The organism is Mesorhizobium sp. WSM4906, assembly GCF_029674625.1.
GTDB lineage: Bacteria > Pseudomonadota > Alphaproteobacteria > Rhizobiales > Rhizobiaceae > Mesorhizobium.
The window spans coordinates 5,768,891-5,794,750 of the sequence record NZ_CP121355.1 but is presented as its reverse complement, the minus strand read 5'-3'; the positions used below and the strand labels follow the sequence as shown (position 1 = coordinate 5,794,750).

The following is a 25,860-nucleotide window of genomic DNA, read 5'->3' as shown; positions in this document are numbered from 1 at the left end:
GACCATCTCCCGAAGTCTGCCAGCTCTTTCCTGCTAACAGCCATTCCTTCGATCGGCCTTGATGCGCATCAAATGCGTTTCCGTTCCTGGTTGACGAGGATCAATGACGGTGGCGCGTCATCCGTTGGATGGTGCCGATCCGATCCGGGAAACGAACATGCAGACGAATGAAACGCCTCGATACGATTCCAGCGTAAACACCACCGGCTGCTGCCCCAGGTTCAATCCTGAAGGCTGGGACGGGCAAGAACTGCATTTCAAGGACAAGCGATTTCTGAGAGCGACCACCCGCAGCGTCATGCATATCCCGCTGAACATGGGCAACGTGTTCTCGCGCGTCAGCAAGCATATCGACGACGCGGGAGCCTCGGACACGGATCAATTCATCGTGCTCAGCCGGGATATTTCGCCCTGGAGCAGCGAGCATCTGTTTTCGGTTGCGAAGTCGGTTCCCGGGGAAGAAATGACGACGCTGAGCGGCGACTTTCTGACGAAAGTGTTCGAGGGTCCCTACAGTCAGGCAAGGCAGTGGCACGAGGAGATGCGGCAGATCGCGCGCAATCGAGAATCGGAGCCGGGCGACGTTTATTTCTTCTATACGACGTGCCCGAAATGCGCCAAGGCCTATGGAAAGAACTATGTCGTTGGCGTCACGGCCGCAGCTTAGCACCTGCGCGTCATCGCGTTGCCGTCGCGTCCGGGAGACGCGGGTCAGTTTTCGCTCGTTCCCTGCAGGAGCTTTCGCGATGGGTCGAATTGGCGGTTTCCTGCTGGTCACGCTCATCGCCCTGGCGGCCGCGGCCGGTGTGACCTTCTTGCTTTACGGGAACGAGCTTGGTCGGTTGCGCGACGCCGTCGGCCGAGGCAGTCTGGTCGCCACCCTCGATATCGGCCCGATCGAATACGCCGACAGCGGTGCGGGCATTCCGCTGCTGTCGATCCACGGCGCCGGCGGCGGCTTTGACCAAGGCCTTGCTCTCGCTGCCGATCTCGTGGGTGAGGGCTTTCGGGTCATCGCGCCGTCGCGCTTCGGCTATCTGCGCACACCCGTGCCGCGAGACCCCTCTCTAGCCGCGCAGGGCGACGCGCACGCGGCGTTGCTTTCCAAGCTGAACGTTCCCAAAGTGGTGGTCGTCGGTGTTTCGGCCGGCGCCCGCTCAGCGGTCGAGCTGGCACTGCGGCACCCTGACAAGGTCGCCGCTCTCATTCTGATCGTCCCGGCCCTTTACTCACCCACCAGTTCCGTCGCGGTCAATGTGAGCTTCGGCAACAGGTTCGCATTCTGGGCCGTCAGTGCCGGCGGCGATTTCGCCTGGTGGGCCGCCGAGACCATCGCCCCGTCGATACTCATTCGCTTTCTAGGCGTTCGACCGGCGCTGGTAGCGGCCGCGCCCGAGGTCGAGAGAGCCCGCGTCATGAGCTTCGTCAGGAGCGTCGAACCCCTGTCGCTGCGCTTCCCCGGAATCAATATCGACAGCGCCCCTGAGCTGCATGAGCTGCCGTTGGCAGAAATCACCGCACCGACAATAGTCGTCTCCGCGCGTGACGACCTGTTCAACACGCTGCCGTCAGCCGAATTCGCAGCCGCCAGGATCCCCGGTGCCAAACTGGTCGTCTACGACACTGGCGGACATCTTTTGGTCGGACGGGAGCAGGAGGTTCGCAAAGCAGTCCGCGCGTTCTTAGAGGGAGCGGGCATGATCCCGTGATCCGATAGTTCGGACGGCGACACGCTGCTCAGTTTTGGCGTCAGGAGCCGGACGCCGCGCGTTCCTCGGCCTTCCCGTTACGTCCAAGGGTCGGCATTCGCCAACGGACCAGGCCAAGGCCAAGGAGCGCCAGCGCCGTGAAGCCGGCGCCCGCCAGGAAGGTCATGCGCGGTCCGAAAAGATCCCAGAGCATGCCGGCCAGCAGGCTGGCGGCCAGCAGCGCGAGCCCGCCCGACAGATTGAACATTCCGAAGGCGGTGCCTCTCAGTTCCGCCGGGGCGGTATCGGCGACGAGCGTTGCCAGAAGCCCTTGCGTGAACCCCAGATGCAGGCCCCAGAGAGCCACGCCGAGCGCAACGCCGGCCAGGTTTCCGGGAAACGCCAGCACGATGTCCGCGGCGATCAGGATCAGGAAGCCGAGAATGAGCATCGTCAGGCGATTGACCCGATCCGAGAGCACGCCGGCCGGGTAGGCTGCAAGCGAGTAGACCACGTTCATGACCACGAGCACCAGCGGGGCGAGCACGATCGGCAAACCCATGGCCTGCGCGCGCAGTATGAGGAATGCTTCGCTGAACCTCGCCAATGTGAACACGGTGGCGACGCAGACGACCAGCCAGAAGGGCGACCCCAGCCGCCTCAGCTCGGCCAAGCTCAAGGGAGCACGCACTTCACGCATGCCGGCGGGCCGGGCGGGCTCATGGACGGCTGCGACCAGCAGCACGACCGCCAGGAGGCCGGGAACGACCGCGGCCCAGAACACGGTCCGAAACTGATTGGCGGTCAGCCACGTGAGGCCGATCGCGAGCAGCGGCCCGACAAACGCGCCGACCGTGTCGAGCGCCTGGCGAAGTCCGAAACTGGCGCCGCGCGCATGGGCGGGGGCGATGTCGGCGACCAGGGCATCGCGCGGAGCGCCGCGAATGCCCTTGCCGACACGGTCGACAAAGCGGGCCGCCACAAGCCAGCCGACCGACGAAGCCAGCGGGAATACCGGTTTGGTGAGGGCGGCGAGGCCGTAACCGATGACCGCCAGCAGCTTGCGTTTTCCTAGCCAATCCGACAGCGCGCCCGAAAAGACCTTGGTGATGGCGGCCGTCGCTTCGGCAATGCCCTCGATGGTGCCGACCGTCACCATCGATGCTCCCATGACGGTGACCAGATAGATCGGCAGCAAGGCGTGAATCATCTCCGACGAGACGTCCATCAGCAGCGAGACGAAGCCCAGCGCCCAAATCCCCGCGGGAATGGTCCTCAGGCGGACGGAGGTGGTTTCCTTGAACTGTTCCATGCCCCTTCGCCCTGTCGGTACCGCGTCATGCTCAGCGTAGCGAACCGGCGGTGGCGCTGTCCATCGAGATCGACCGCGCAATGGGAAGGCCGTTGCTCCGCTATGCGAGCACGCCGCGAACGCGGTTGATCTCGCGCAAAGTGGAACCCGATCGACGGCCTAGAATGTTGTCCATTCAAGATGGAGCAAGCCAATGCAGAAGGCTTTGATGAAGTCCGTCGCGGCAGCGAGCGCTGCTATGACCCTTGTCTCCGGTGCGGCATGGGCGCAGGCGCCGTCCGACATCGGAAGGTACGATTGGGGACCTCACATGATGTGGGGCGGAGGTTGGTATGCCATGATTTTCGGCCCGCTGTTCATGATCCTCTTTCTCGCGGTATTGATGGTTGCCGCGATCCTTCTCGTCCGCGGACTGGGTGGACCGTGGTCGGGGCCAGTGTCACCGCACCACTCGGTCGCCGGCCGCACACCGCTCGACATTCTTCGGGAGCGATTTGCGCGCGGCGAGATCGACAAGGAAGAGTTCGAAGAAAGGCGTCGTGTGCTCGGCGAATAGCCGGCGCCAGCGCCCAAGGCAATCGATCGCCTCTTGAAGGCGCGCGTCGGATAAGTGCCCGAAACGAGGCTAGAGCGTTTCACCGTTTCACGGAAACGATGAACCGCTCTATCTCTTTGTTTTTACACAATTTCGGGAGGAAAGCCGTTCACACCTTTCCTGGAATCGCTTTAGGCTTCGAACCGGGTGCCTCGCCGGCCTTTGACGATCTCCACTGCGTCCTCGAGCCTCCCGATCGCCGACGGCTTGCCGGTGGCTTGGGCGAATTCGATCGCGGCGCTGATCTTGGGTCCCATCGAGCCGGCCGGGAAATCGCGCCCGGACAATTCCGTTGCCCCGACTTTGCGAAGCGCGCGAGCGTCCGGCGTGCCGTAGCCGACATAGACCGCATCGACATCGGTCAGCATGAGCAGCATGTCGGCGTTCAACTGACGCGCCAGGAGCGAGCTCGCCAGATCCTTGTCGATGACGGCTTCGACGCCGACCATGCTGCCGTCATCGCGAGCGATGACGGGGACACCGCCGCCGCCCGTGCAGATGACGACGACGTCGTGCTCGACCAGATAGGAGATCACGGACACTTCCAGGATCTCGACAGGTCGCGGCGAGGGCACGACGCGGCGCCATTTGTCGCCGTCGGGCGCAACTGCCCAGCCACACTCGCTTGCGAGCCGTCGCGCGGTCGCCTCGTCATAGACGGGGCCAATCGGTTTCGTCGGATGCGCAAAGGCCGGATCCTGCGGGTCGACTTTCACCTGCGTCAGCAGCGTCGCGAACAGCCTCTGGCTGGCGAGGTTGGCGAGCTCCTGCTCGATCATGTAGCCGATCATGCCGGCGCTCTCGGCGCCGAGAACATCGAGCGGGAAGGCCCCTTCTTTCGAAGCGGCGGCCGATTGGAGCGCGAGCAGGCCGACCTGCGGGCCGTTGCCGTGCGTGATGACGAGCGAATGGCCTTCGCCGATGAGCGCCGCCAGAACGGACGCGGCGCGCTTGACGTTGCTGCGTTGGTTCTCGGCGGTCATCGGCTCACCGCGCCGCAACAGCGCGTTCCCACCGAGCGCGGCGACGATCAGCATGTCAGTTGCCGATCGTGGCGACGAGCAGCGCCTTGATCGTGTGCATGCGGTTTTCCGCCTGGTCGAAGACGACCGACGCGCCGGACTCGAACACCTCGTCGGAAACCTCCATGCAGTCGATCCCATATTCGCGCGCGACATGGGCGCCGACTTCGGTCTCGGTGTCGTGGAATGCCGGCAGGCAATGCATGAATTTCACGTGCGGATTGCCGCTGGCCGACATCACTTCGCTCGTCACCCTATAGGGAGTCAGCTGACGAATGCGCTCAGGCCAGCCGGACTTGTCCTCGCCCATCGAGAGCCAGACATCCGTGTATATGAAGTCGGCACCTTCGACGCAGCTCTTGACGTCCTCGTCCAGTCTGAAGCGGCCGCCGCTGCGTTCCGCCAGGTTTCTCACATGGGCGCAGAATTCCTCGTCCGGCCAAAGCTCCCTCGGTGAAGCAATGCGTATGTCGATGCCGACCTTGGCGGCGCCTACCGCCAGGGACTGGGCGACATTGTCCCGACCTTCGCCGACGAAAGCGACGGTCATGTCCGAAAGATGCTTGTGCGTGAACTCGCGCATGGTCATGAAATCGGCGAGGATCTGCGTCGGATGCGCCTCGTCCGTCAGGCCGTTGTACACAGGCACGCCGGCATGCGCGGCAAGCAACTCGGCCTGATGCTGCGCAAAGCCGCGATACTCGATTGCGTCATACATCCGGCCGAGCACGCGCGCGGTATCCTTCATGGACTCCTTGTGCCCGATATGACTGCCGGTGGGGCCGAAATAGGTGACGTGGGCACCCTGATCGTAGGCGGCGACCTCGAACCCCGTCCGCGTGCGGGTGGAGTCCTTTTCGAAGATCAGCGCGATGTTTTTGCGGACGAGACGCGGCGTCTCGTGCCCAGCCTGCTTGGCGGCCTTGAGGTCGGCGGCCAGCTTCAGGAGAAAGCGGATCTCCTCGGCCGAAAGGTCGTCCAGCGAAAGCACCGAGCGGCCATGCAGGTTGATCGACATTCTGGGGTCCTTTCAGAGCGGGTCGCGTGCGATGGGGCAGGTCATGCAGTGGCCACCGCCGCGGCCGCGGCTGAGCTCGGCGCCCTCGACGGTGATCACCTCGATTCCCGCGCGGCGCAGAAGCGTGTTGGTGTAGACGTTGCGGTCGTAGCCGATGACGACGCCCGGCTCGACCGCGACGACGTTGTTGCCGTCGTCCCATTGCTCGCGCTCGGCCTCGTAGCGGTCGCCGCCGGTGGCGATGATCCGCAGCGATTTCAGCCCAAGCGCCTCCGCGACGACTGTGGTGAAGGGGGCATTTTCTTCCCTGACCTCGACCGCCGCATCGCCGTCTCCAGGCCGGATCGAGAAGCTGCGCAGCCGTTCGACCACGGGCGGATACATGGTGGCGAGGTCCCGGTCGCAGAAGGTGAAGACGGTGTCGAGATGCATGAAGGAGCGGTCGCGCGGCATCAGCGCCGCGATGACGCGCGTGGCCTCTCCGGCGGCAAACAGGCTGCGGGCAAGGTCGCCCACCGCCTGCGGCGTGGTGCGTTCGCCCATGCCTACGAGCACGATGCCGCCGCCGACCGGCATGACGTCCCCGCCCTCCAGGCTGACGCCCGGTCCCCCTGCGGGCGATACGAACGGGATGCCGCTGTCGCGAAACCGCGGATGGAAGCGATAGACAGCCTCGACATTGGCCGCTTCGGGCCGCCTGGCGGGCCAATACATGGCGTTGACTGAGACCGAGCGATAAATCCAGCAGGAACTGTCGCGGGTGAAGAGCTGGTTCGGCAGCGGCGGCAGCACGAAGTCTTGCAGCGCGAGCGTTCTTCCGGTCAGTCCCTTGGGTTCGAACGGCAGCTCGGCGCGGGCAATGCCGCCGACGAGACAGCTCGCCAGCAGATCGGCCGGCATCTCGTTCAGCCATCCCCGCATCTCGTCGACCATGTCCAGGCCGACGAAGCCGGCATGCACGCGGCGATCGAGAAGCCAGTCGCGCGCCTTGCCGATGGCCATGGTCTCCGCAAGGAGCTCGCCGAACGAATGAACCACCACGCCGCGTTCGCGCAAGGCATCGACCAAAATGTCGTGTTCCTGGCGCGCTCGCTTGACCCACAGCACGTCGTCGAACAGCAGCGCCTTGCAGTTCTCCGGCGTCAGCCTGCGCAGGCTGAGATCCGGCCTGTGCACCATCACCTCGCGCAGGCGACCGACTTCCGAGTGGACCCCCAGATTTGCCATGGGATCACCTCTCAAAGCGCGCTGACGGCGCCGGTCCACATCTCGTAGACGGCAAGGAGAGCTACGGCGACGAGCGCGACTGCCATGACGGCCTCCACCGGATGGAAGATGCGCTGATTGCCTTCGCGACGGGCCCAGACATAGAAGATGATGCCCGGTGCATAGAGGATCGCGCACATGAAGAGATACGCGGGCCCGGCTGCGTAGACCAGCCACAGCCCGTAGATCGTCGCCAGCACGCCGGCAAAGAGAGCTCCGGTGCGCCGCTCGCCGCTCTCATAGCTTTCCCCGGTCCAAGCCAGCTTGGCGGCGAAAGCTCCGGAGAAGATGTAGGGCACGAGGATGGCGGTCGAGGCGATGTAGAAGAGCGCCTGGTAGGTGCTCTGCGCAAAGAGCGTGATCACCAGGAAGGCTTGGACGAGCAGGTTGGTGATCAGCAGCGACGTCGAGGGAACGCCGCGTTCGCTTTCCCGGCCGAAGAACTTCGGCATCGTCCCGTCCTTGCCTGCGACATGGGGAACTTCCGCGGCGAGCAGCGTCCAACTCAAGAAGGCGCCGACGACCGAGACCACGAGCGCGAGATTGATGAGCACGGCGCCCCAGGGCCCGACGACCGCCTCCAGTACGCCCGCCATCGACGGGTTCTTCAGGGCGGCAAGTTCAGGTTGGCTGAGGATGCCGAGCGAAAGGAGCGAGACCAGCGCATAGAGAGCGAGGCAGGTGAAGAAGCCGAGCACGGTCGCGGTCGCGATGTCCTTGCGGCGTTCCGCCCGAGCGGAGAAGACACTGGCGCCTTCGATGCCGATGAAGACCCATAGCGTTACCAGCATGGTGCTCTTGACCTGGGCGGCGATGGTGCCGAGCGAGGCGTTGCCGAGCCCGGTGAAGTCGAGTGTCCAGACATTGAGCTTGAAGCCGACGGCGACGATCCCGACGAAAAGGACGACTGGCGCAATCTTGGCCGCGGTCACGATGGTGTTGACGATCGCAGCCTGGCGAATGCCTGCAAGAATGAGGAAGTGGATGATCCACAACAGGATCGACGCGCCGAGCACCGCCTGCCATGTATTCCCGTCACCGAAGGCAGGGAAGAAATAGGACAAGGCGCTGAAGACGATCACGGCGTAGGAGACATTGCCGACCCACGCGCTGATCCAGTAGCCCCAGGCGCTGTTGAACCCGACGAAGGGACCGAAGCCTGCCTTGGCATAGGCGTACGGACCTGCGTCGAGTTCGGGTCGACGTACCGCCAGCGACTGGTAGACGAACACCAGCGCGAGCATGCCGACGGCGGTGATCGCCCAGCCGATCAGGATGGCCAGAGGGCCAGCGCCGGCCGCTATGTTCTGCGGCAGGCTGAACACGCCCGAACCCACCATCGAGCCGATGACGAGGGCTGTCAGAGATCCCAGTCGTAGCTTCGTCGATGCCGTGGCCCCGGCTTCCCGGATTGGGACATTGATTTCCGTCGTGGACATGATGCGCTCCCGAATTGCGAACAGTGGGAGGATCCAACAGGAAAGAGAGAGCGGCAGCCTTGACGCGGGTCAAATCCGGTTTCCCTGCGGGAGCCGCCGCGTGGAGACAAAGCCGGTGCGGATCGCTACAGGAGTTGCATGGCGCCGTAGCCCGCCGCCGCGGCGATCAAAGTCATGCCGGCCAGGGGCAGCCAGAATCTCACCGGACCTGCGAATGCCGCCAGCGAAAGGCGTCCGACCGCGTTGGCCATCAGCGCCGTCAGCACCGCATGTCCGACCGTTTCGATCGGGATTGAATTCTTGACCAGGCGTAGGGCGCTGAGCACTGAAGCATCGACATCGAACGCGCCCGCGATCGCGGAACTCGCCAGCAGGCCCTGTTCCTGAAACCGGGAGGCCAGCGCGGCGCTCGCCGTCGAAGCGAATGCGAACAGCAACGCAAAGATCAGGAGAGGCGTCAATTCGAATGGATTGCGCGTCGGGGCAGGGTTCTCCGGTTTCTGGCCATGGATGCCCAATGCGATTGCTCCGCAGGCGGCGAATGCCAGCGCGGCAGCGAGCGCGGGCGCGGCGATGAACGCGGCCACGCCCGGCGTGAGGGCCAGAACAACAAGGCAGACACGCAAGATCGAGACCGTTGCCGCCAGCGATGCCGCGCCCACAAAAGGCAAGGAATTGTTCGCTGCGTTGGCCGTGCGGGCCAGCGACAAGGTGACAGCGGTGGATGAGACGACCGCGCCGGCAAGCGCGCTGACAATCAGGCCGCGAGCGTTTCCGAGGACGCGTACCGCAACGTAACCGGCAAAGGAGATCGAGGCCATCAGCACCGTCAGGAGCCAGATCTCGCGCGGGTTGAAGCCGCCCCAGGGGTCCAATGTGCGGTCAGGCAGCAGGGGCAGCACGATCACGCTCATCGCCGCAAGTATCAACGCCGAGCGAAGCTCTATCCAGGTCAGGCGCTGCAAGAGGCCGTGCAAGACCTCGCGGCTTGCGAGAAGTGCCGCGAGGGCTGCGCCGCCCGCGGCTGCAACCCGGAAATCGCCGGCCACGCAGAGTGCTCCAAGGGCGAAGACGGCAAGGCCCGCGATGACGGTCGTGACGCTGTAATCCTCATCGTGCGCGGCTTCGCGTGCCTTGTACCATGCAAAAATGGCTGCGAACGCGATAAAGCCCGCGACCAACACGGAATTCGCCGCGAGCGCCTTGGCTAGAGCCGCGACAATACCACCGAGCAATCCCGTAATGCCGAATGTACGAATGCCGGCCGTGCGGCTGCGATCGGGCGCATCGCGCTCTCTCCAGCCGCGTTCCAACCCGACGAGCAGTCCTATCGCCAGGGCGACCCCAAGCTGGGCTATGAGCGTGTCCATGACGAGCCACCTTAATGCATGTCGCCCAAAAGTGCGCAGCGGTTTTGGGAAGACGACATGCATCAAAACAAAGACTTAAAGCGCGTCGCCGGAATGCGTTTCGTCGCGATGCGCTTTGGATGGACGGCGTATGTCGTCAACCGCTTCGACCAACGGTCGGCCCGGCGCGGCTTCCGCCGGGGCTCGCCATAGGGATCAGATTTCCATCGCCTCGCGGCCCGAAACTTCCGCGATGAAGATCCTGAAGAACACGTGGGGAAGATGCTCCGCCTCCGAGGACGTCGCCGGCTTGAGCGCGCCTGGCTCCCACCAGTCGGCATGCTTGTTGCTCAGGACGGACCAGGCATGATCACGCTGGACCTTGTGTCCAATCCGATCGGGGAGCTCCTCATAGCGACCGTTGACGATCACGCTTTTCCAACCTCGTCCCGTGCCGCGTTCGTCGACCTGGACGGACACGAGAGGATTGGTGCGCATCCAGTCGATCTTCTTGCCCGGCATGGAAAACGCATAAAGGTGATTGTCCGCATGGGCGAAGTAGAACGGAACGATATAGGGTTGCCCATCCTTGGCGCAGGCTAGGCGGCCGACGCGACCGGCCGTTAGGATTTTTGTGCATTCCAGGGCGGAAAGCGTGCGGATTTGCATCTGGAACTCCTATTCTTTGGCGCGAGCTTTCTGCCGTGATTTGTTTGCAGCATGCGCGGCCGACCGTCTTCTGGCGTTGCCGCGGCTGCCGACCCGTGCCCGGGCAACCTCATCCATGATGTCGAGAACCTCGCCATCGGAGAGCTGCGGGAAGTTGACGTAGTAATAGCTGAGTGCAGGGAAGCGGGCCGGCTGGCTGAGACAGATGACCAAATCGGCTTCTTGGGCAAGATCGGTCACAGTTTCCGCCGGCGCGACCGGAAGCGCGACAACGACCTTGCGCGGCGAGCGTCGCTTCATCGCACGGATGGCGACCTTCATCGTCGTCCCGGTGGCAGCCCCGTCGTCGACGATAATCACCGTTTTGCCGGCAACCGACAAGGGCGCGAGCTCGCCGCGATATGTCGTGCGACGGCGCTCCAGCTCCGGACGCTCCCCTGCGATCAGGACACGCAGCGCGTCGTCGCGCAGGCCATAGGTTTCCACGATTTCCCGGTTGAGAACGACGTCCGGAGGATCTCCGTCGACGATAGCGGCAACGGCCAGTTCCGGATTGCCTGGGGCCCCGACCTTGCGAACGAGGATCAAATCCAGCGGCGCCCCGAGAGCCTTGGCCACCTCGGCGGCGACTGGAACGCCGCCCCGCGGCAATGCCAGGACGACCGGATCCTGCAGGGTCAGTTTGGCGAGCTCGAGCGCGAGTCTCTGTCCAGCCTCATGGCGATCGCGAAACATCGATCATCCCTCCGGCCACAATTCACGGAGCGATTTCTTCATCGAATTGCGGACTTGGACGATCTCGCCGTGCGAGATGTGACGATCGAGGAGCCTGAACACCGCTCTGATTGCGTTGTCGACGTCGATCATCGGCTCGTAGCCGAAATTGTTGCGAACGCAGATCACGAAGTCGCGCTTCTTCCTTTCCCATGTCGGCTCGGCCGGGTTCCACCCTTCGAAGTAGATACCTCTGATCAGCGTTGGCAACTGGGCCGACAGGTCGGCCATTTCCTCCGGCGAGAGCCAATCGCGCAAAGCGTGCAGCACCGACTTCAACAGGCGGAACGCGCTCTGCTCGTTCCAGCCCAAATCCTTGGCGAGTTCGTTCACCCATTGCTGTGCCTGCTCGGCAGCATGTGTGATGGACGTGTGCGAGACGGAGTGTGTCATCGTCGTGATCCTCCAACCTGTTCCTTTCTCCGCCATTCAGACCCGCGCGCATTGCGTTAGGTCAATTTGACGCCGACTGGCGTTGCGAAGGAGATGCTTCGGGGCCGCCGGCACCCGAACTCAGCTTGGTGCCGGTTACCGCAGATGTGAACAAGCATGGGTGGGATACCTAGGTCATTAGGGATAGTCTCCAAGCAATGCGTCTTGTCGACAATCGAGGGACTGTCGTGGACCGGTTCATTGCGCGGGCCAACATCGCCCATTTTGAAGACTTGCTCGCCGGGGAAACCGACCCGGAAAAGCGGCGCATGATTGAGGATTTGCTTGCGGGCGAGAAGAGAAGCAGAAGCTCGAGATCGCGGAACGCCAGGCGGAGACAGCCCAGAAGCCGGCTGCTTCTTCCAAGGCAGACGATCCAGCGGTGTAAGCGAGCCAAGGCCCCTTCGGAAGGTTTCTTCCTCAGTGCACCGCCCCGGCGCACTGAGGAAGCGGTCATTTGTGCCGCTATGCGGCCTTGACGGTGATCTTCTTCTCGGCCTTCTGGGCTTCGGCCGTCTTGGGCAGCTTCACGGTCAGAACACCCTTGGCGAAGCTGGCGTCGATCTTGTCGGCGTCGACCCCCTCAGGCAACTGGAACGACCGCTGGAAGGAGCCGTAGCGGCGCTCCGAGAGGTAGTAGTCGTTCTCCTTTTCCTCCTTCTCTTCCTTCTTCTCGCCCTTGATCGTCAGCACGTTGTTGGCGAGCTTGATCTCGACGTTCTTTTCGTCGATGCCCGGCAGTTCGGCCGTGATTTCATAATCGTGGGCCTTTTCGACCAGGTCCATCGCCGGCGCGACGGTCCACCCAACGCTTCGCAGCGCGGGCAGTTCGCGGCCGAAAAACGAATGGGTGGAAGGCAGGCGAAAATCGAAAGGATGGAAATCATCGAAGAGCCGGTCGATTTCGCGACGCAGGCTTTCGAACGACCCCGTCCAGTGATCCGACCTGGCGGCGGGCGCGTTCTTCTCGGATTTCACAGGCAGTTTGGTGGCGGCTTCAGCCATGGTTCTCTCCATCGGACAAGTTGATCGACAAGTGCCGCCGCCTCCGCTCTCCACCTCAGGTTTCCCCAAAGGCGCCAGAGCTGGAGGCCAGCGGACCCGCCCGACAGGCGTCCCCGCCGAACCGGTTCATTGCTTCGCGATTTCCGCGTTTGGCGCGGATCGTCGCGCCCGCATCGCCAGTTCATGCTCGACCTATCGAGGCTTGGCATCAAAGCACTGGTCCGAGCAGCCATCGTTGATCCGTGTCAAACGAGCTCAAAGAAGAACCGGTTGTGGATTTGAGCAGAGTCAAGGCTCGGCACGCTGCGCTCCGGCGACTGTGTCGGCTCCGGCTTGCTTTCTGCTTTGCGGCGAAGCGAGCTTTACAACCGGTAGCTATCGCTTGGCGGACGGTGGCTACACGGCGCGACGAGTTGCTCGCCGCCGAAGCCGCGGTGAGGGATGGCTGGGGCGCCAGGATTCGAACCTGGGAATGTCGGTACCAAAAACCGATGCCTTACCACTTGGCGACGCCCCAGCAGCCGGGGCGGTGCCCGCTGCGCGCGGCCTTATAGGACGAGCCGGTGGAAAGCTCAATGCTTGGACCGCCGACATCCAAGGTAATCTTGCCGCATGCCTGCGTCGGCGGATTGCCGCCGCGTTTTCCGGCGAAATCCAAGGGGAAAGATCAAATCCGACGACGGGAGCTGCTGGCTATTCGCCCCACACGGCCAGTTCGTTGCCGGCTGGGTCGGTGAAATGGAACCGCCTGCCGCCGGGGAAGGAAAAGATCGGCTTGACGATGCTGCCGCCGGCATTCTCGATCGCTTCAAGTGTGTCCTCCAGGTTTTCGGAATAGAGCACGGGCAGCGGTCTGGCGGGCGCCTCGCCGGCATCGGCCTGGAAACCGCCGTCGAGCCCTTCGGCAAAAGCGGAGTAGGTTGGCCCGTAGTCGGTGAACGACCAGGAAAACGCCGCGCTGTAGAAGGATTTGACGCTGTCCAGCGTGCCGCCGGTGGCCGGCAGTTCCAGATAGTCGAGTTTTCCGTTGAGTTTCATCACGCTACTCCACTTCGTTCTTGTTATGTTCTATATCGCGTGGCCGATACCGGCAAGTCTTTTTGACGCAGCTTTTGCTTAATCGATTGTAGTGGCGGCGCTCGCTTTGCCGACGCTTGCCTTTCGCACTGCAGCATCCTATCGCTCGGATCGGAAGGGCGGGGAACCGGGCCTTGGTCCGGGTGTTGTCCATCTTCCAAGGACTGGAGGGCATGCATGACCAAGTGGGTTTACACCTTCGGCGATGGCGCCGCGGAAGGCCGTGCCGGCGACCGCAATCTTCTCGGCGGCAAAGGCGCCAATCTGGCCGAGATGTGCAGCCTCGGCCTGCCGGTGCCGCCGGGCTTCACCATCACCACCGATGTCTGCAACGCCTACTACGCCAACGGCCGCACCTATCCGGCGGCGCTCGAGGCGGATGTCCTTGCGGCGCTCGACCATATCGGCAGGCTCACCGGCCGCCGTTTCGGCGACCCGTCGAAGCTGCTCCTGGTCTCGGTCCGCTCCGGCGCCCGCGCCTCGATGCCCGGAATGATGGATACCGTGCTCAATCTCGGACTCAACGACGAGACCGTCGAGGCGCTGGCCGCCGATTCCGGTGATGCCCGCTTCGCCTATGACAGCTACCGCCGCTTCATCCAGATGTATTCCGACGTCGTCATGGGCCTCGACCACGAGGTTTTCGAGGAAATCCTCGAGGACCAGAAGGCGAGCCTCGGCCACGAGCTCGACACCGAGCTTTCGGCCATCGAATGGCAAGGCGTGATCGCGCTCTACAAGGCCAAGGTCGAGGAGGAGCTCGGCAAGCCGTTCCCGCAGGATCCCCGCGAGCAGCTCTGGGGCGCCATCGGCGCGGTGTTTTCGAGCTGGATGAACAACCGCGCCATCACCTACCGGCGCCTGCACGACATCCCGGAAAGCTGGGGGACGGCGGTCAATGTCCAGGCCATGGTGTTCGGCAATATGGGCGACACATCCGCCACCGGCGTCGCCTTCACCCGCAATCCCTCGACCGGCGAAAAGCAGCTCTACGGCGAATTCCTGGTCAATGCTCAGGGCGAGGACGTGGTGGCCGGCATCCGCACGCCGCAGAACATCACCGAGGCTGCGCGCATCGCCGCGGGCTCCGACAAGCCGTCGCTGCAGAAGCTGATGCCGGACGCCTTCCAGGCCTTCGTCGACATCTCCGACCGGCTGGAGAAGCACTACCGCGATATGCAGGACCTCGAATTCACCATCGAGCGCGGCAAATTGTGGATGCTGCAGACCCGCTCCGGCAAGCGCACCGCCAAGGCGGCGCTCAAGATTGCCGTCGAGATGGCGAGGGACGGGCTGATCACGAAAGAGGAGGCGGTCGCCCGCATCGATCCCGCCTCGCTCGACCAGCTTCTGCACCCGACCATCGATCCGAAGGCCGCGCGTGATGTGATAGGCATGGGCCTGCCGGCCTCGCCGGGCGCCGCCACCGGCGAGATCGTCTTTTCGTCCGGCGATGCCGAGGACGCCAAGGCACAAGGTCGCAAGGCGATCCTCGTGCGCATCGAAACCAGCCCCGAGGACATCCACGGCATGCATGCCGCCGAAGGCATCCTCACCACGCGCGGCGGCATGACCAGCCATGCCGCGGTGGTGGCGCGCGGCATGGGCAAGCCCTGCGTGTCGGGCGCCGGCTCGCTGCGCGTCGACTACAAGGCCGGCACGCTGATCTCGATGGGCCAAACCTTCCGCAAGGGCGATATCATCACCATCGACGGCGGTAACGGCCAGGTGCTGAAGGGCGCGGTCGCCATGCTGCAGCCCGAGCTTTCCGGCGATTTCGCCGCCATCATGGAGTGGGCGGATGCCGCGCGCCGCATGAAGGTGCGCACCAATGCCGAAACGCCGCTCGATGCGCGCATGGCGCGCTCCTTCGGCGCCGAAGGCATCGGCCTTTGCCGCACGGAGCACATGTTCTTCGACGGCGACCGCATCGTCGCCATGCGCGAGATGATCCTCGCCGACACCGAGAAGGACAGGCGCTCGGCGCTCGACAAGCTCCTGCCGATGCAGCGTTCGGACTTCCTCGAGCTTTTCGAGATCATGGCCGGCCTGCCGGTGACGATCCGCCTGCTCGACCCGCCGCTGCACGAATTCCTGCCCAAGACCGAAACCGAGCTCGCCGAGGTCGCGGCAGCGATGAACGTATCGGCAGACAAGCTCAGGCAGCGCACCGAGGCGCTGCATGAGTTCAATCCGATGCTCGGGCATCGCGGCTGCCGGCTCGCCGTCTCCTATCCGGAGATCGCCGAGATGCAGGCGCGCGCCATCTTCGAGGCGGCGGTCGAGGCAGGCCGCAAGGCCGGCGCTCTGGTGGTGCCCGAAATCATGGTGCCGCTGGTCGGCCTGGTGAAGGAGCTGGAATACGTCAAGGCACGCATCGATGCGGTGGCCAAGAGCGTCATGCAGGAGACAGGCACGAAGATCGATTATCTCACCGGCACCATGATCGAATTGCCGCGCGCGGCGATCCGCGCCCATGTGATAGCCGAAGCGGCCGAATTCTTCTCCTTCGGCACCAACGACCTGACGCAGACGACTTTCGGCATCTCGCGCGACGACGCGGCCTCCTTCCTCGAGACCTACCGGCAGAAGGGCATCATCGAGCAGGACCCGTTCGTATCGCTCGACGTCGACGGTGTCGGCGAGCTGGTGCGGATCGCGGCGGAAAAGGGCAAGGCGGCGCGGCCAAAGATCAAGCTCGGCATCTGCGGCGAGCATGGCGGCGATCCAGCCTCGATCCGCTTTTGCGAAGAGGTCGGCCTCGACTATGTGTCGTGCTCGCCCTACCGCGTGCCGATCGCGCGGCTGGCCGCCGCGCAGGCCGCCGTGGAAGCCGCGAAGGGCAAGGCAAAGCGCGCCTGACAGGCGCGCCGGCACCTTACGATTTTGTATGGAAACTCACGCGAACGTGCGTGTGATGGTTCCGAATCTCGACATCGTCTACGATCAGTTTCTGGTTCCGAATTCCTCGGTGCGAGAAACAGATGTTGCAGATTTCGCCCACCTCCCTCCGGTCGATCCTGGTCCTGCAGACCAAGTTTGTCGGCGACATCGTGCTTGCCTCGGCGTTGGCGAAGAATCTGCAACTGGAATATCCGGGCGCCAGGATCGTCTTTCTTTGCGACGCTCGTTTCGGCGACTTCCTCACCGCGCATGGCATCGCGTCCGAAGTCATCACCTTCCGCCGCGCCCATATGCGCGGCACGCCGCTGCAGCGCGGGCGCGAGCTGTTGCGGATGATGCGCGAGTTGCGGCAACAGCGCTTCGACATGGCCATCGACATAACAGACTCGAAAACCTCGCGAATCCTTTCCGGTGTGGTCAACGCTCCGGTCCGGATAGGGCACTACCCAACCGAGCGGCCGATGCGCTGGTATGAGCGCCAGCCCGCCAATGTCAGGATGAAGCCCTACGCCTTCGGCGAACGGCATTATCTCTACCGTTATCTATCGCCGCTCGAGGCGCTTGGTGTGGACCTGCGCGTCAGGGTGCCGGCGATCCGCCCGCTGCCTTTCGAAACGACGCTGGCCCTCGCTTCGCTGGGCAAATATCGTCTGCGGCCCAATGCCTTCGTGGCGGTGCATGCCGGAGCGAGCTTCCCCGGGCGCCGCTGGCAGCCCGAGCGCTTTGCCGCCGCGATCGAACGGATATCGACCGAAACCGGCCTGGACGTCGTTCTAGTGGGCGGTCCCGACGAAAACGAGGCAACTGACAAGATCATGGCGACTGCGAAGGCACCGGTCGTCAATCTGGTCGGCGCGCTCTCGCTCGAAACGCTTTTGGCGCTGCTCAAGGAGGCCAGGCTATTCCTCGGCAATGAGAGCGGTCCGATGCATATGGCGGCTGCCGCCGGCACTCCCGTCGTCGGCCTGTTCGGCCTGACCAACCCGGCGCAGTGGGGACCTGTCGGCGTTCCCAGCATCTCGTTGCGGCCGCCGATGCCCTGCGATTGCGTCGGCGGCGACCTGTGCCGCCGGACCGATCCGAGCAAGGCATGCTGTGTCTGGCGCCTGGAAGTGGCTTCCGTCGTCGAGGCAGTGCGCGAACTTCTGGCGCGAACCGAGGTTTCGCTGGAGCAGGCGGTCTGACGATCACGCAAATTGTCGCGCGGTTGCTTTTCGGATACGAACCGTCCCGATTTTCGCCCTAGATGCGGGTCTTGTTGACGCCATCTTGCGGTTGAACGGCTGGGCATGCTGGGCTTGGAAAGAATGACGGATTTGCTTCGGAAATCGCTTTGCGCGCTCGCTCTGTCGGTCGCGCTGGCCTCGGCCGGCAATGCCGCGACGCTGGTCGAGCCGACGTTGCATCTGAGGGGCGGCGGCGGGCGTGTGGCCCTCACGCTGGATGCCTGTGGCGGGAAGACCGATACGCGCATTCTTTCGGCGCTGGTCGAGAACAGGATCCCCGCGACCATTTTCGTTACCGGCATCTGGCTGAAGCACAACGCCGCCGCTGTCGAGATCATGCGGGCGCATCCGGACCTGTTCGAACTGGAAAATCACGGCGGCCGTCACATCCCGGCGGTCGATACGCCGCGCAAGATCTACGGCATCAGCAGCGCCGGCAGCCCTGATGCCGTTCAGGCCGAAGTCGAGTCCGGCGCCGCCGCGCTCGCAAGCGCCGGCGGCCCGGCGCCGAAATGGTTCCGCGGCGCCACCGCCGAATACAGCCCGTCGGCGATCGCGATGATCCGCAAGCTGGGCTTCAAGATCGCCGGCTTCTCCGTCAACGGTGACGGCGGCTCGCTGCTCGGCGCCAAGGAAACCGCCCAGCGTATCGCCGCTGCCAAGGACGGCGACGTTATCATCGCTCACATCAACCAGCCGACCCATGCGGCGGGCGAGGGCGTCGTCCAGGGCTTGCTGACCCTGAAGCAGAAAGGCATGACCTTCGTTCGGCTGGACGATGCCGAGGGTGTGGGCAACGACGGCACCACGGACTGACCGGTGCGCTGATATTCAGGTGATGCCGGTCTGCGAAGGGCGGTTTCCTGCGCTTCCGGTGCTCACGTACTTAAGTACGCTCTGCTCCGGTTCTCGGAAACCGCCATTCTCGACTCGGCCTGACCTGAATCTCAACGCACCTTGGCGCGCCGGTTCGAAGCTCTCAGTCCGGCTTAGCCTCGACCGCAACCTTGCTCGTGTAGAACGCGCCGTGATCGCGGATCTCGGTCATTTCGTCGAAAGGCTGCTCATAGGCCCACATCGCGTCCTTGCCGCTTTCGCCGGCCGGCAGGACGCTCCAGTAGCTCGCATCGCCCTTGTAGGGGCAATGCGTCGAATGCTCGGTCCTGGCGAGCTTGCCGAAATCGATGTCGTCGAAGGGAATGTAGAAAACCGCAGGGTAGGGCGGTTCCGACAAGAGCCTGGCCCGGGTCGACCTGGCAATGACGGCGTTGCCGGCGCTGACCGTGACGGTGCCGCGGTAAGGTTCGATCGTTATCACCTTGCCTGGATTGCGTTGAAAGCCGGGGGCGGGGTTGGCGCGCTTGTCCATGACGGTTCTCCTTAAGCAATTCCAGGAAAAATGCGTGGGGTTTCCGCGTGGAATTGCGACAAGACAAAGGGAGCAATTCCAGGAAAGTGGCTTTTCCGGATGGAATCGCGTGAACAGAAGCTCAGGGCGGATCTGCGAAAGTTGAGCCGCTGTTGTCCCTCAAAGGTGTGTCCGACAAGCGCCTCGCGCAAGAGTGCGCCATGGCGCGAAATCGCGCCCAAACGAAATATTGTTCCAGCCGATGCCGACGGTCAGGCGGCTGCCTTGAACGCGTCCATGAGGCCCGCATAGGCTGCGGCGATGCCGGCGACCGGATTGGTGCTTCTCGCCGCGGTCTCGACCTTCAGCGCTCCGCCCGCGGTCGGCAGTGTGAGCAGCAGGAACTGGCGGTTGCCGCCGTCGCCGACGCATGCGGCAGCAACATGCTGGCCTTCGCCGTCGTTTTCGACGCACATCTTGAACAGCAGCGTTCCGCCGACAGCCTCCAGCGCGCCGCCGACGACTTCGGCAAACTCGTCGTCGGAAACGGTTTTGGAGTCCGGCGTCAGATCGTCCAGACTTTCGGCAAGGGTGCTTTCGAGGGCTTTTTCGTCGAGCTGCGCGTCCATGCGAACCTCTCCATTCGCCAATCTCACCCAGCCCGTTAGTAAAACTTAACGCCGACGATGGCCGTATTGTGGCGGGGTTCACGGCTTGTTCGATCCATCCACCGCCTTGGACTTATGGCCGCTGGACAATCCGCCGGATCATTCCACAATGCGTGAAACAATGACGCGAAAGCGCAAAAAGGGGAGGAGCCGAGATGCTCGGACTGATGCAGGAATGGCCACTGCTCTGCCACAAGTTGATCGATCACGCCGAACGCCAGCACGGCGGCCGGGAGATCGTGACGCGTTCGATCGAAGGCCCGATCGTGCGCACGACCTTTGCCGACATCCGTCATCGGGCGCTTAAAGTGGCGCAGCGGCTGGAGCGTGACGGCTTCGGGCTCGGCGACCGCATCGCCACGCTTGCCTGGAACACCGCCCGCCACATCGAGGCTTGGTACGGGATCATGGGCATTGGCGCGATCTATCACACGCTCAATCCGCGCCTCTTTCCCGAGCAGATCGCCTGGATCATGAACAATGCCGAGGATCGGGCGATCTTCGTCGACCTGACCTTCGTGCCGCTGCTGGAAAAGATCGCCGGCCAAGTCAATTCGCTGAAGCAGGTGATTGTACTGACGGATCGGGCGCATATGCCGCAAACGTCGTTGCCGAATGCGGTTGCCTATGAGGAATGGCTTGCAGAGGCCGACGGCGCCTTCGCCTGGAAGACCTTCGACGAGAACACCGCCGCCGGCATGTGCTACACCTCAGGCACGACGGGCGACCCGAAAGGCGTTCTCTATAGCCACCGCTCGAACGTCCTGCACGCCATGATCGCCGCCATGCCCGATGCCATGGGCATATCCGCGCGCGACGTCGTGCTGCCCGTGGTGCCGATGTTTCACGCCAATGCCTGGGGTCTCGGCCAGACCGCGCCGATGATCGGCGCCAAGCTGGTCATGCCAGGCTGCAAGATGGACGGCGCCTCGATCTATGAATTGCTCGACACCGAAAAGGTCACGTTCAGCGCCGCGGTGCCGACGGTGTGGATGATGCTGCTGCAATATCTGGAGGAGACCGGCAAAAAATTGCCTTATCTGAACAAGGTCGTCATCGGTGGTTCGTCCTGTCCGCGCGCCATCACGGCCAAATTCCAGGACAAATATGAGGTTCACGTCGTGCATGCCTGGGGCATGACCGAGATGTCGCCGCTCGGCACGCTGTGTACCATGAAGCCGGAATATGAGGGGCTGACGGGCGATGCCCGGCTCGATATCCAGGGCAAGCAGGGCCATCCGCCCTACGGTGTCGAAATGAAGGTGACGGACGACGAGAACAACGCGCTGCCCTGGGACGGCAAGACTTTCGGACGCCTCAAGGTGCGCGGCCCGGCCATCGCGCGCGCCTATTACGGCGGTGTCGGCTCCGAGCAGTTCGATACCGACGGCTGGTTCGACACCGGCGACGTCGCACATATCGACGCCAGCGGCTATATGCAGATCACCGACCGCGCCAAGGATGTCATCAAGTCGGGCGGCGAGTGGATCTCCACCATCGACCTCGAGAACCTTGCCGTCGGCCATCCCGATGTCGCGGAGGCTGCGGCCATAGGCGTGCCGCACTCCAAATGGGGCGAGCGGCCTCTGCTGGTCGTCGTGCGCAAGCCGGGCAAGGAGCCGAGCAAGAGCGACATCCTGACCTTCATGAGCGGCAAGGTCGCCAAATGGTGGATGCCCGACGATGTCGCCTTCGTCGGCGAGATCCCCCACACCGCCACCGGGAAGATCCAGAAGACCACCTTGCGCCAGCAATTCAAGGAGTACCGGCTGCCGACGGATTGAGGATTGTTCGATCTTTCGGCTTCAAGCCCGCGCCAAAAACATCTAAGTCTCAGCCCGGGCTGGGGTAAATGCGGCAGGCGATGGTTACAATTCCTGAACGGCAGACGTCGAGGGCGGCCGGCTGGACGCGGCGGATCGGAGCGTTCTCGCTCGTCCTTTTGCTGACGGCCCTTGCCGGCTACCGCCTGGACCTTGTCGAGACGCCGCCCTTCCTGTGGGTGCTGGCGATCGCCGCGTTGCTTGCGGCGCTCGCGCTGCTGCTTGCCGGGCTTGCCTTGTCGAGGCTGTGGAATTTCGGCGACCGCGGCGGCCGCGATCTCAGCCTCGGCGCGCTGCTGGCGCTGCTGGTGCTTGCTCCGTTCGGCATCGCCGTCTACTGGGCGACGATCTATCCGCCCTTGCGCGACATCTCGACAGACCTCGACGACCCGCCGCTGCTCGACACCGGCGACCGGACAAGCGACATGAATGCGCTGTCGCCGCCCACCCCGGGCGAGCAGAGCCTGCAGGCGCAGGCCTATCCATTGGTCACCGGGCGCAGCTACAATCTGCCCTTCGAAACCGTAGTCGACGCGGTCGAAACCGTGCTCGACCGGCGTGACTGGCAACTGACCGCGCCCTATCCGGACATCAACGGGCAGAGCGAGGCGACGATCAATGCGGTCGCCAGGGGCTTCGTGCTCGGGCTGCCGGCCGACGTCGCCATCCGCGTCACCGACGAAGGCGATTCGGTCATCGTCGACATGCGCTCGGCCTCCCGCTACGGCCGCTACGACTTGGGCGACAACGCCGCCCGCATCACCGATTTCCTCGGCGAGCTCGATCAGGAGGTAGCCGGCCAGGTCGGCTCGGCGCCGGCCGAATAGAGCAATTCCAGGAAAAGTGTGTAGCCGTTTACCGTCCGGAATGCGTAAACTAAACCAGCTCACGCCGGCCTGAACATACCGTCGATCGCCGGGTCGCCGTCGGTGGCGACGAGGCCGCGGGCCACAAGGTCCTCGAGATGGGCAAGCACCGACAGCCCGGCGGCGCCGTGGAGCCGTGGATCGGTGTCGCGATAGATCGCCGCGACCATGTCCTTGATCGTCCGGTCGCCGCCACGGATGCGTTCCAGGATCGCCCGCTCGCGCATCTTGCGGTGCGTCTTCAGCCCGCGCATGAAGCTGCGCGGCGCTGTCACCGGTCCGCCATGGCCGGGCAGCAGCAGGCGGTCGCCGCGCTCGATCAGCCTGTCGAGCGATTGCATATAATCGGCCATCGCGCCGTCCGGCGGCGCCACGATGGACGTCGCCCAGGCCATGACGTGGTCGGCCGAAAACAAGATGCCGGTGCCTTCGAGCGCGAAGGCCGCGTGGTTGGCGGTGTGACCGGGCATCAGCACCGTCCGCATCGTCCAGCCGTCGCCACGCGTAAGGCTGCCGTCGGCCAGCGCGACATCGGGCACGAAAGTCACATCCGCGCTGGCGTCGAGCGGGTTGACCTCGCCGGTGCGCAACGGTCGCGCCGGCCGATGCGGGCCTTCGGCAAGCACGATGGCGCCCGTGCGCTCTTTCAACCGCGCCGCGAGCGGCGAATGGTCGCGGTGGGTGTGGCTGACGAAGATGTGGCTCACCGGCCTGCCGCCGATCGCCGCGAGCAGCGTCGCCAGATGCTCATCGTCATCCGGTCCCGGATCGATCACGGCAAGCGTGTCGCGGCCGACGAGATAGCTGTTGGTGCCATGAAAGGTGAACGGGCTCGGGTTGCGGGCTGTGATGCGCCGGACGTCCGGCGCGACGGTGACCGCCTGGCCGTAGGCGGGATCGAAACGTGTGTCGAATTCTAGCGTCATGCCCGGTCCTGCTGCTCAGGCGGCAAAACGATTGCCGCTTCCCCCGGAAGCCAATATAGGAAAATCGTGCATGTCGCCCAAAACCGCGCAGCGATTTTGGGAGAACGACAGGCATCAAGACAGAATTTTGAAGCGCGTCGCCTGATCCGTTTCTGCGCGATGCGCTTTAAAGCCAGCAAATCAGCCACAACGGGGAAGACCATGGCAACTGCAACCACGATGCGTCCGCTCGTTTCTCTCGCTCTGCCCGACCAGGGCGCGGCACGGCTGGCGACGCAGTTCTTTCTGGCGCTTGCCGGAACCCTCCTGCTTACCCTGTCGGCGAAGACGAAAGTGGTGCTTGGCCCCGTCGACATCTCACTGCAGACGCTTGCCGTCCTCTTGATCGCCTCGGCCTTCGGCATGCGCCTCGCAGTCGCGACGCTCATCCTCTATCTCGCCGAGGGGGCGATCGGCCTGCCGGTCTTCCAGGGCACGCCGGAAAAGGGCCTCGGCATCGCCTATATGCTGGGCTCCACCGGCGGCTACCTCGCCGGCTTCGTGGTGATGGCGGCGATCGCCGGCTGGGCCGCCGACCGCGGCTGGGACCGGCATCCTTTCAGGCTCTTCGGCGCCATGCTCGTGGCCGAGATCGTCATGATGGCGATGGGCTTCGCCTGGCTCGCCGTCCTCATCGGGCCGGAAAAGTCGTGGCAGTTCGGCGTCGTCCCGTTCATTGCCGGCGACTTGATCAAGGTGGCGCTGGCCGCCAGCCTCGTGCCGGCCGTCTGGGCGCTGCTGCCGAAGCGGACGTGATCCGGGCAAAAATTAGTATAGGCCGGCAGGCGCTTAGCCTGTCGGCCTTTTTTATGATGCAGGCGGGAATGACCGCGAGACTGCGGCATCGAGATGACAGGAAGGCAAATAGCATCGCAAAGAACTTAAAGCGACAATTGACAAGCCGGTGCCCGAAACCTAAGCACGGGCAAACTTGGCGTCTGGGCGGGGGCCTCGGCAGTTCAAGGAGAGCTTGTTGAAAGGAATTATCCTTGCGGGCGGCAGCGGGACACGACTTTATCCGCTTACATTAGCAATATCTAAGCAAATCCTGCCGATCTACGACAAGCCGATGATCTACTACCCGCTGAGCGTGCTGATGCTTGCGGGGATCCGCGAGATCCTGGTTATTTCAACGCCGCGCGATTTGCCGGCTTTTCAGGCTCTGCTGGGCGACGGCTCCGAATTCGGCGTCGAGCTCTCCTATGCCGAGCAGCCGCAACCCAACGGCCTCGCCGAGGCTTTCGTCATCGGCCGCGACTTCATCGGCAAGGACAACGTGTCGATGATTCTCGGCGACAACATCTATTTCGGCGAGGGCCTGTCGCATCTCTGCCGCGCGGCGGCGGCGCGTGAAAGCGGCGCCTCGGTGTTCGCCTACCATGTCGATGATCCCGAGCGGTACGGTGTCGTCTCCTTTGATAAGGTCACCGGCAGGGCTTTGACGATCGAGGAAAAGCCTCAGAAGCCGAAGTCCAATTGGGCCGTCACGGGTCTCTATTTCTACGACAACGACGTCGTCGACATCGCCTCGACGATCCGCCCTTCGGCGCGCGGCGAGCTCGAGATCACGGCGGTCAACAACGTCTATCTTGACCGCGGGGAACTGCAGGTGCATCAGCTTGGCCGCGGTTATGCCTGGCTCGACACCGGCACGCATGACAGCCTGCATGAAGCGTCATCCTTCGTGCGCACGATCGAGCACCGCCAGGGCATCAAGGTCGCCTGCCCGGAGGAAATCGCCTTCGAGCAAGGCTGGCTCGGCGCCGAAAAGGTTCTGGAGCGCGCGGCGCGCCTGGGCAAGAATGAGTATGCCGCCTATCTGCGCAAGCGCGTTGCCGATCTTATGGAGGAACGTGGTGCTTGAGGTCAGGCCACTCGGCCTCGAAGGCGTGCTGGAGATCGTGCCGAAGCGGCATGGCGACGCGCGCGGTTTTTTCAGCGAGACGTGGAACGCCGCCCGTTTCGCCGCGGCCGGCATCGATCTCGTCTTCGTGCAGGACAACCATTCCTATTCCGCGGCGGCAGGCGTGCTGCGCGGGCTGCACTACCAGCTGCCGCCGCGCGCGCAAGCCAAGCTGCTGCGCGTCATCAGGGGCAGCGTGCTCGATGTCGCGGTCGACATCCGCCGTTCCTCGCCGACCTTCGGCAAATGGGTCGCGCTGGAGATATCGGCGGAAAAGGGCAACCAGATCCTGGTGCCGAAAGGCTTCGCGCACGGCTTCGTCACGCTCGTGCCGGATACCGAGGTGCTGTACAAGGTGACCGACACCTATTCGCCCGAGCATGACCGGTCGATCCGTTTCGACGATCCGGCAATCGGCATAGAATGGCCGGAAATTGCCGGCGGATTCCAGCTTTCGGACAAGGATCGCAAGGCGCCATCGCTTGCCATGGCCGAGCTGTTCGCGTGAGGA

Annotated in this window: 25 protein-coding genes and 1 tRNA gene; 11 read left to right on the top strand and 15 right to left on the bottom strand. The window is 63.7% G+C overall.

Annotation, left to right across the window (positions count from 1 at the left end; all coding sequences use genetic code 11):
• Positions 1-103: 103 nt before the first annotated feature.
• The gene (locus tag QAZ22_RS28150) at positions 104-667 is read left to right on the top strand and encodes a hydrolase (protein ID WP_278204130.1); all 564 of its coding nucleotides are present in this window, start codon (positions 104-106) and stop codon (positions 665-667) included.
• 79 nt (positions 668-746) lie between these two features.
• Complete coding sequence (locus tag QAZ22_RS28145) at positions 747-1,709, top strand: alpha/beta hydrolase (RefSeq protein ID WP_278204128.1); 963 nt, start codon at positions 747-749, stop codon at positions 1,707-1,709.
• Between the two features lie 40 nt (positions 1,710-1,749).
• Here QAZ22_RS28145 and QAZ22_RS28140 read toward each other — a convergent pair whose 3' ends face one another.
• Positions 1,750-3,000 (bottom strand): MFS transporter, encoded by a 1,251-nt coding sequence (locus tag QAZ22_RS28140; protein ID WP_278204126.1) that lies wholly within the window; start codon positions 2,998-3,000, stop codon positions 1,750-1,752.
• A gap of 193 nt (positions 3,001-3,193) precedes the next feature.
• Between QAZ22_RS28140 and QAZ22_RS28135 the strand changes: the two genes are divergently transcribed.
• Entirely contained in the window at positions 3,194-3,556 is a 363-nt protein-coding gene (locus QAZ22_RS28135) for an SHOCT domain-containing protein (protein WP_278204124.1), read from the top strand.
• Between the two features lie 170 nt (positions 3,557-3,726).
• Here QAZ22_RS28135 and arcC read toward each other — a convergent pair whose 3' ends face one another.
• The 11 genes from arcC to QAZ22_RS28080 all read right to left on the bottom strand — a co-directional run bounded on the left by arcC (position 3,727) and on the right by QAZ22_RS28080 (position 13,607).
• Complete coding sequence (gene arcC, locus QAZ22_RS28130; RefSeq protein WP_278204123.1) at positions 3,727-4,632, bottom strand: carbamate kinase; 906 nt, start codon at positions 4,630-4,632, stop codon at positions 3,727-3,729.
• 1 nt (position 4,633) lies between these two features.
• Positions 4,634-5,635: an ornithine carbamoyltransferase gene (gene argF, locus QAZ22_RS28125; protein WP_278204121.1), complete on the bottom strand. Its 1,002-nt coding sequence runs from the start codon at positions 5,633-5,635 to the stop codon at positions 4,634-4,636.
• A gap of 12 nt (positions 5,636-5,647) precedes the next feature.
• Positions 5,648-6,862, bottom strand: coding sequence for an arginine deiminase (locus tag QAZ22_RS28120; protein WP_278204119.1), 1,215 nt, complete (start codon positions 6,860-6,862; stop codon positions 5,648-5,650).
• Between the two features lie 11 nt (positions 6,863-6,873).
• A complete protein-coding gene (gene arcD, locus QAZ22_RS28115) occupies positions 6,874-8,340 on the bottom strand; it encodes an arginine-ornithine antiporter (protein ID WP_278204117.1) in 1,467 nt (488 codons plus the stop codon).
• Positions 8,341-8,465: 125 nt separating this feature from the next.
• The gene (locus QAZ22_RS28110; protein ID WP_278204115.1) at positions 8,466-9,710 is read right to left on the bottom strand and encodes an MgtC/SapB family protein; all 1,245 of its coding nucleotides are present in this window, start codon (positions 9,708-9,710) and stop codon (positions 8,466-8,468) included.
• A 195-nt stretch (positions 9,711-9,905) separates the two neighbouring features.
• Entirely contained in the window at positions 9,906-10,358 is a 453-nt protein-coding gene (locus tag QAZ22_RS28105) for a pyridoxamine 5'-phosphate oxidase family protein (protein WP_278204113.1), read from the bottom strand.
• 9 nt (positions 10,359-10,367) lie between these two features.
• Positions 10,368-11,093, bottom strand: coding sequence for a phosphoribosyltransferase (locus QAZ22_RS28100; RefSeq protein WP_278204111.1), 726 nt, complete (start codon positions 11,091-11,093; stop codon positions 10,368-10,370).
• 3 nt (positions 11,094-11,096) lie between these two features.
• Positions 11,097-11,525, bottom strand: a complete 429-nt coding sequence (locus tag QAZ22_RS28095; RefSeq protein WP_278204109.1) for a DUF2267 domain-containing protein — start codon at positions 11,523-11,525, stop codon at positions 11,097-11,099.
• A 504-nt stretch (positions 11,526-12,029) separates the two neighbouring features.
• A complete protein-coding gene (locus QAZ22_RS28090) occupies positions 12,030-12,569 on the bottom strand; it encodes an Hsp20/alpha crystallin family protein (RefSeq protein ID WP_278204107.1) in 540 nt (179 codons plus the stop codon).
• A gap of 442 nt (positions 12,570-13,011) precedes the next feature.
• Positions 13,012-13,086 (bottom strand) — tRNA-Gln (locus QAZ22_RS28085).
• A 176-nt stretch (positions 13,087-13,262) separates the two neighbouring features.
• On the bottom strand, positions 13,263-13,607 hold the full coding sequence (locus QAZ22_RS28080) for a VOC family protein (protein ID WP_278204105.1): 345 nt from the start codon (positions 13,605-13,607) through the stop codon (positions 13,263-13,265).
• A gap of 216 nt (positions 13,608-13,823) precedes the next feature.
• On the opposite strand from QAZ22_RS28080, the gene ppdK reads away from it, so the two are divergent.
• The 3 genes from ppdK (at position 13,824) to QAZ22_RS28065 (ending at position 18,592) form a co-directional block, all read left to right on the top strand.
• Positions 13,824-16,508 carry a pyruvate, phosphate dikinase gene (gene ppdK / locus QAZ22_RS28075; protein ID WP_278204103.1) on the top strand — a complete coding sequence of 895 codons (2,685 nt, stop codon included), beginning with the start codon at positions 13,824-13,826 and terminating at the stop codon, positions 16,506-16,508.
• A 122-nt stretch (positions 16,509-16,630) separates the two neighbouring features.
• Positions 16,631-17,734, top strand: a complete 1,104-nt coding sequence (locus tag QAZ22_RS28070; RefSeq protein ID WP_278204102.1) for a glycosyltransferase family 9 protein — start codon at positions 16,631-16,633, stop codon at positions 17,732-17,734.
• 123 nt (positions 17,735-17,857) lie between these two features.
• A complete protein-coding gene (locus QAZ22_RS28065; protein WP_278204100.1) occupies positions 17,858-18,592 on the top strand; it encodes a polysaccharide deacetylase family protein in 735 nt (244 codons plus the stop codon).
• Between the two features lie 163 nt (positions 18,593-18,755).
• Here QAZ22_RS28065 and QAZ22_RS28060 read toward each other — a convergent pair whose 3' ends face one another.
• A complete protein-coding gene (locus QAZ22_RS28060; protein ID WP_278204098.1) occupies positions 18,756-19,145 on the bottom strand; it encodes a DUF427 domain-containing protein in 390 nt (129 codons plus the stop codon).
• Positions 19,146-19,396: 251 nt separating this feature from the next.
• Positions 19,397-19,753, bottom strand: a complete 357-nt coding sequence (locus tag QAZ22_RS28055) for a hypothetical protein (RefSeq protein ID WP_278204097.1) — start codon at positions 19,751-19,753, stop codon at positions 19,397-19,399.
• A gap of 194 nt (positions 19,754-19,947) precedes the next feature.
• Here QAZ22_RS28055 and QAZ22_RS28050 point away from each other — a divergent pair, with 194 nt between their 5' ends.
• Together QAZ22_RS28050 and QAZ22_RS28045 are read left to right on the top strand one after the other, a co-directional pair.
• Complete coding sequence (locus QAZ22_RS28050; protein ID WP_278204095.1) at positions 19,948-21,576, top strand: fatty-acid--CoA ligase; 1,629 nt, start codon at positions 19,948-19,950, stop codon at positions 21,574-21,576.
• 80 nt (positions 21,577-21,656) lie between these two features.
• Entirely contained in the window at positions 21,657-22,442 is a 786-nt protein-coding gene (locus tag QAZ22_RS28045; RefSeq protein ID WP_278204094.1) for a DUF1499 domain-containing protein, read from the top strand.
• Between the two features lie 59 nt (positions 22,443-22,501).
• On the opposite strand, the gene QAZ22_RS28040 is transcribed toward QAZ22_RS28045, so the two are convergent.
• Positions 22,502-23,407 carry an MBL fold metallo-hydrolase gene (locus QAZ22_RS28040; protein ID WP_278204093.1) on the bottom strand — a complete coding sequence of 302 codons (906 nt, stop codon included), beginning with the start codon at positions 23,405-23,407 and terminating at the stop codon, positions 22,502-22,504.
• 201 nt (positions 23,408-23,608) lie between these two features.
• Between QAZ22_RS28040 and QAZ22_RS28035 the strand changes: the two genes are divergently transcribed.
• From QAZ22_RS28035 to rfbC, 3 genes are all read left to right on the top strand, one after another.
• Positions 23,609-24,202, top strand: coding sequence for a biotin transporter BioY (locus QAZ22_RS28035; protein WP_278204092.1), 594 nt, complete (start codon positions 23,609-23,611; stop codon positions 24,200-24,202).
• Between the two features lie 217 nt (positions 24,203-24,419).
• On the top strand, positions 24,420-25,310 hold the full coding sequence (gene rfbA / locus QAZ22_RS28030; RefSeq protein ID WP_278204090.1) for a glucose-1-phosphate thymidylyltransferase RfbA: 891 nt from the start codon (positions 24,420-24,422) through the stop codon (positions 25,308-25,310).
• The gene (gene rfbC / locus QAZ22_RS28025; RefSeq protein WP_278204088.1) at positions 25,303-25,857 is read left to right on the top strand and encodes a dTDP-4-dehydrorhamnose 3,5-epimerase; all 555 of its coding nucleotides are present in this window, start codon (positions 25,303-25,305) and stop codon (positions 25,855-25,857) included. Before rfbA ends, rfbC begins: the two co-directional genes overlap by 8 nt.
• Positions 25,858-25,860 lie beyond the last annotated feature (3 nt).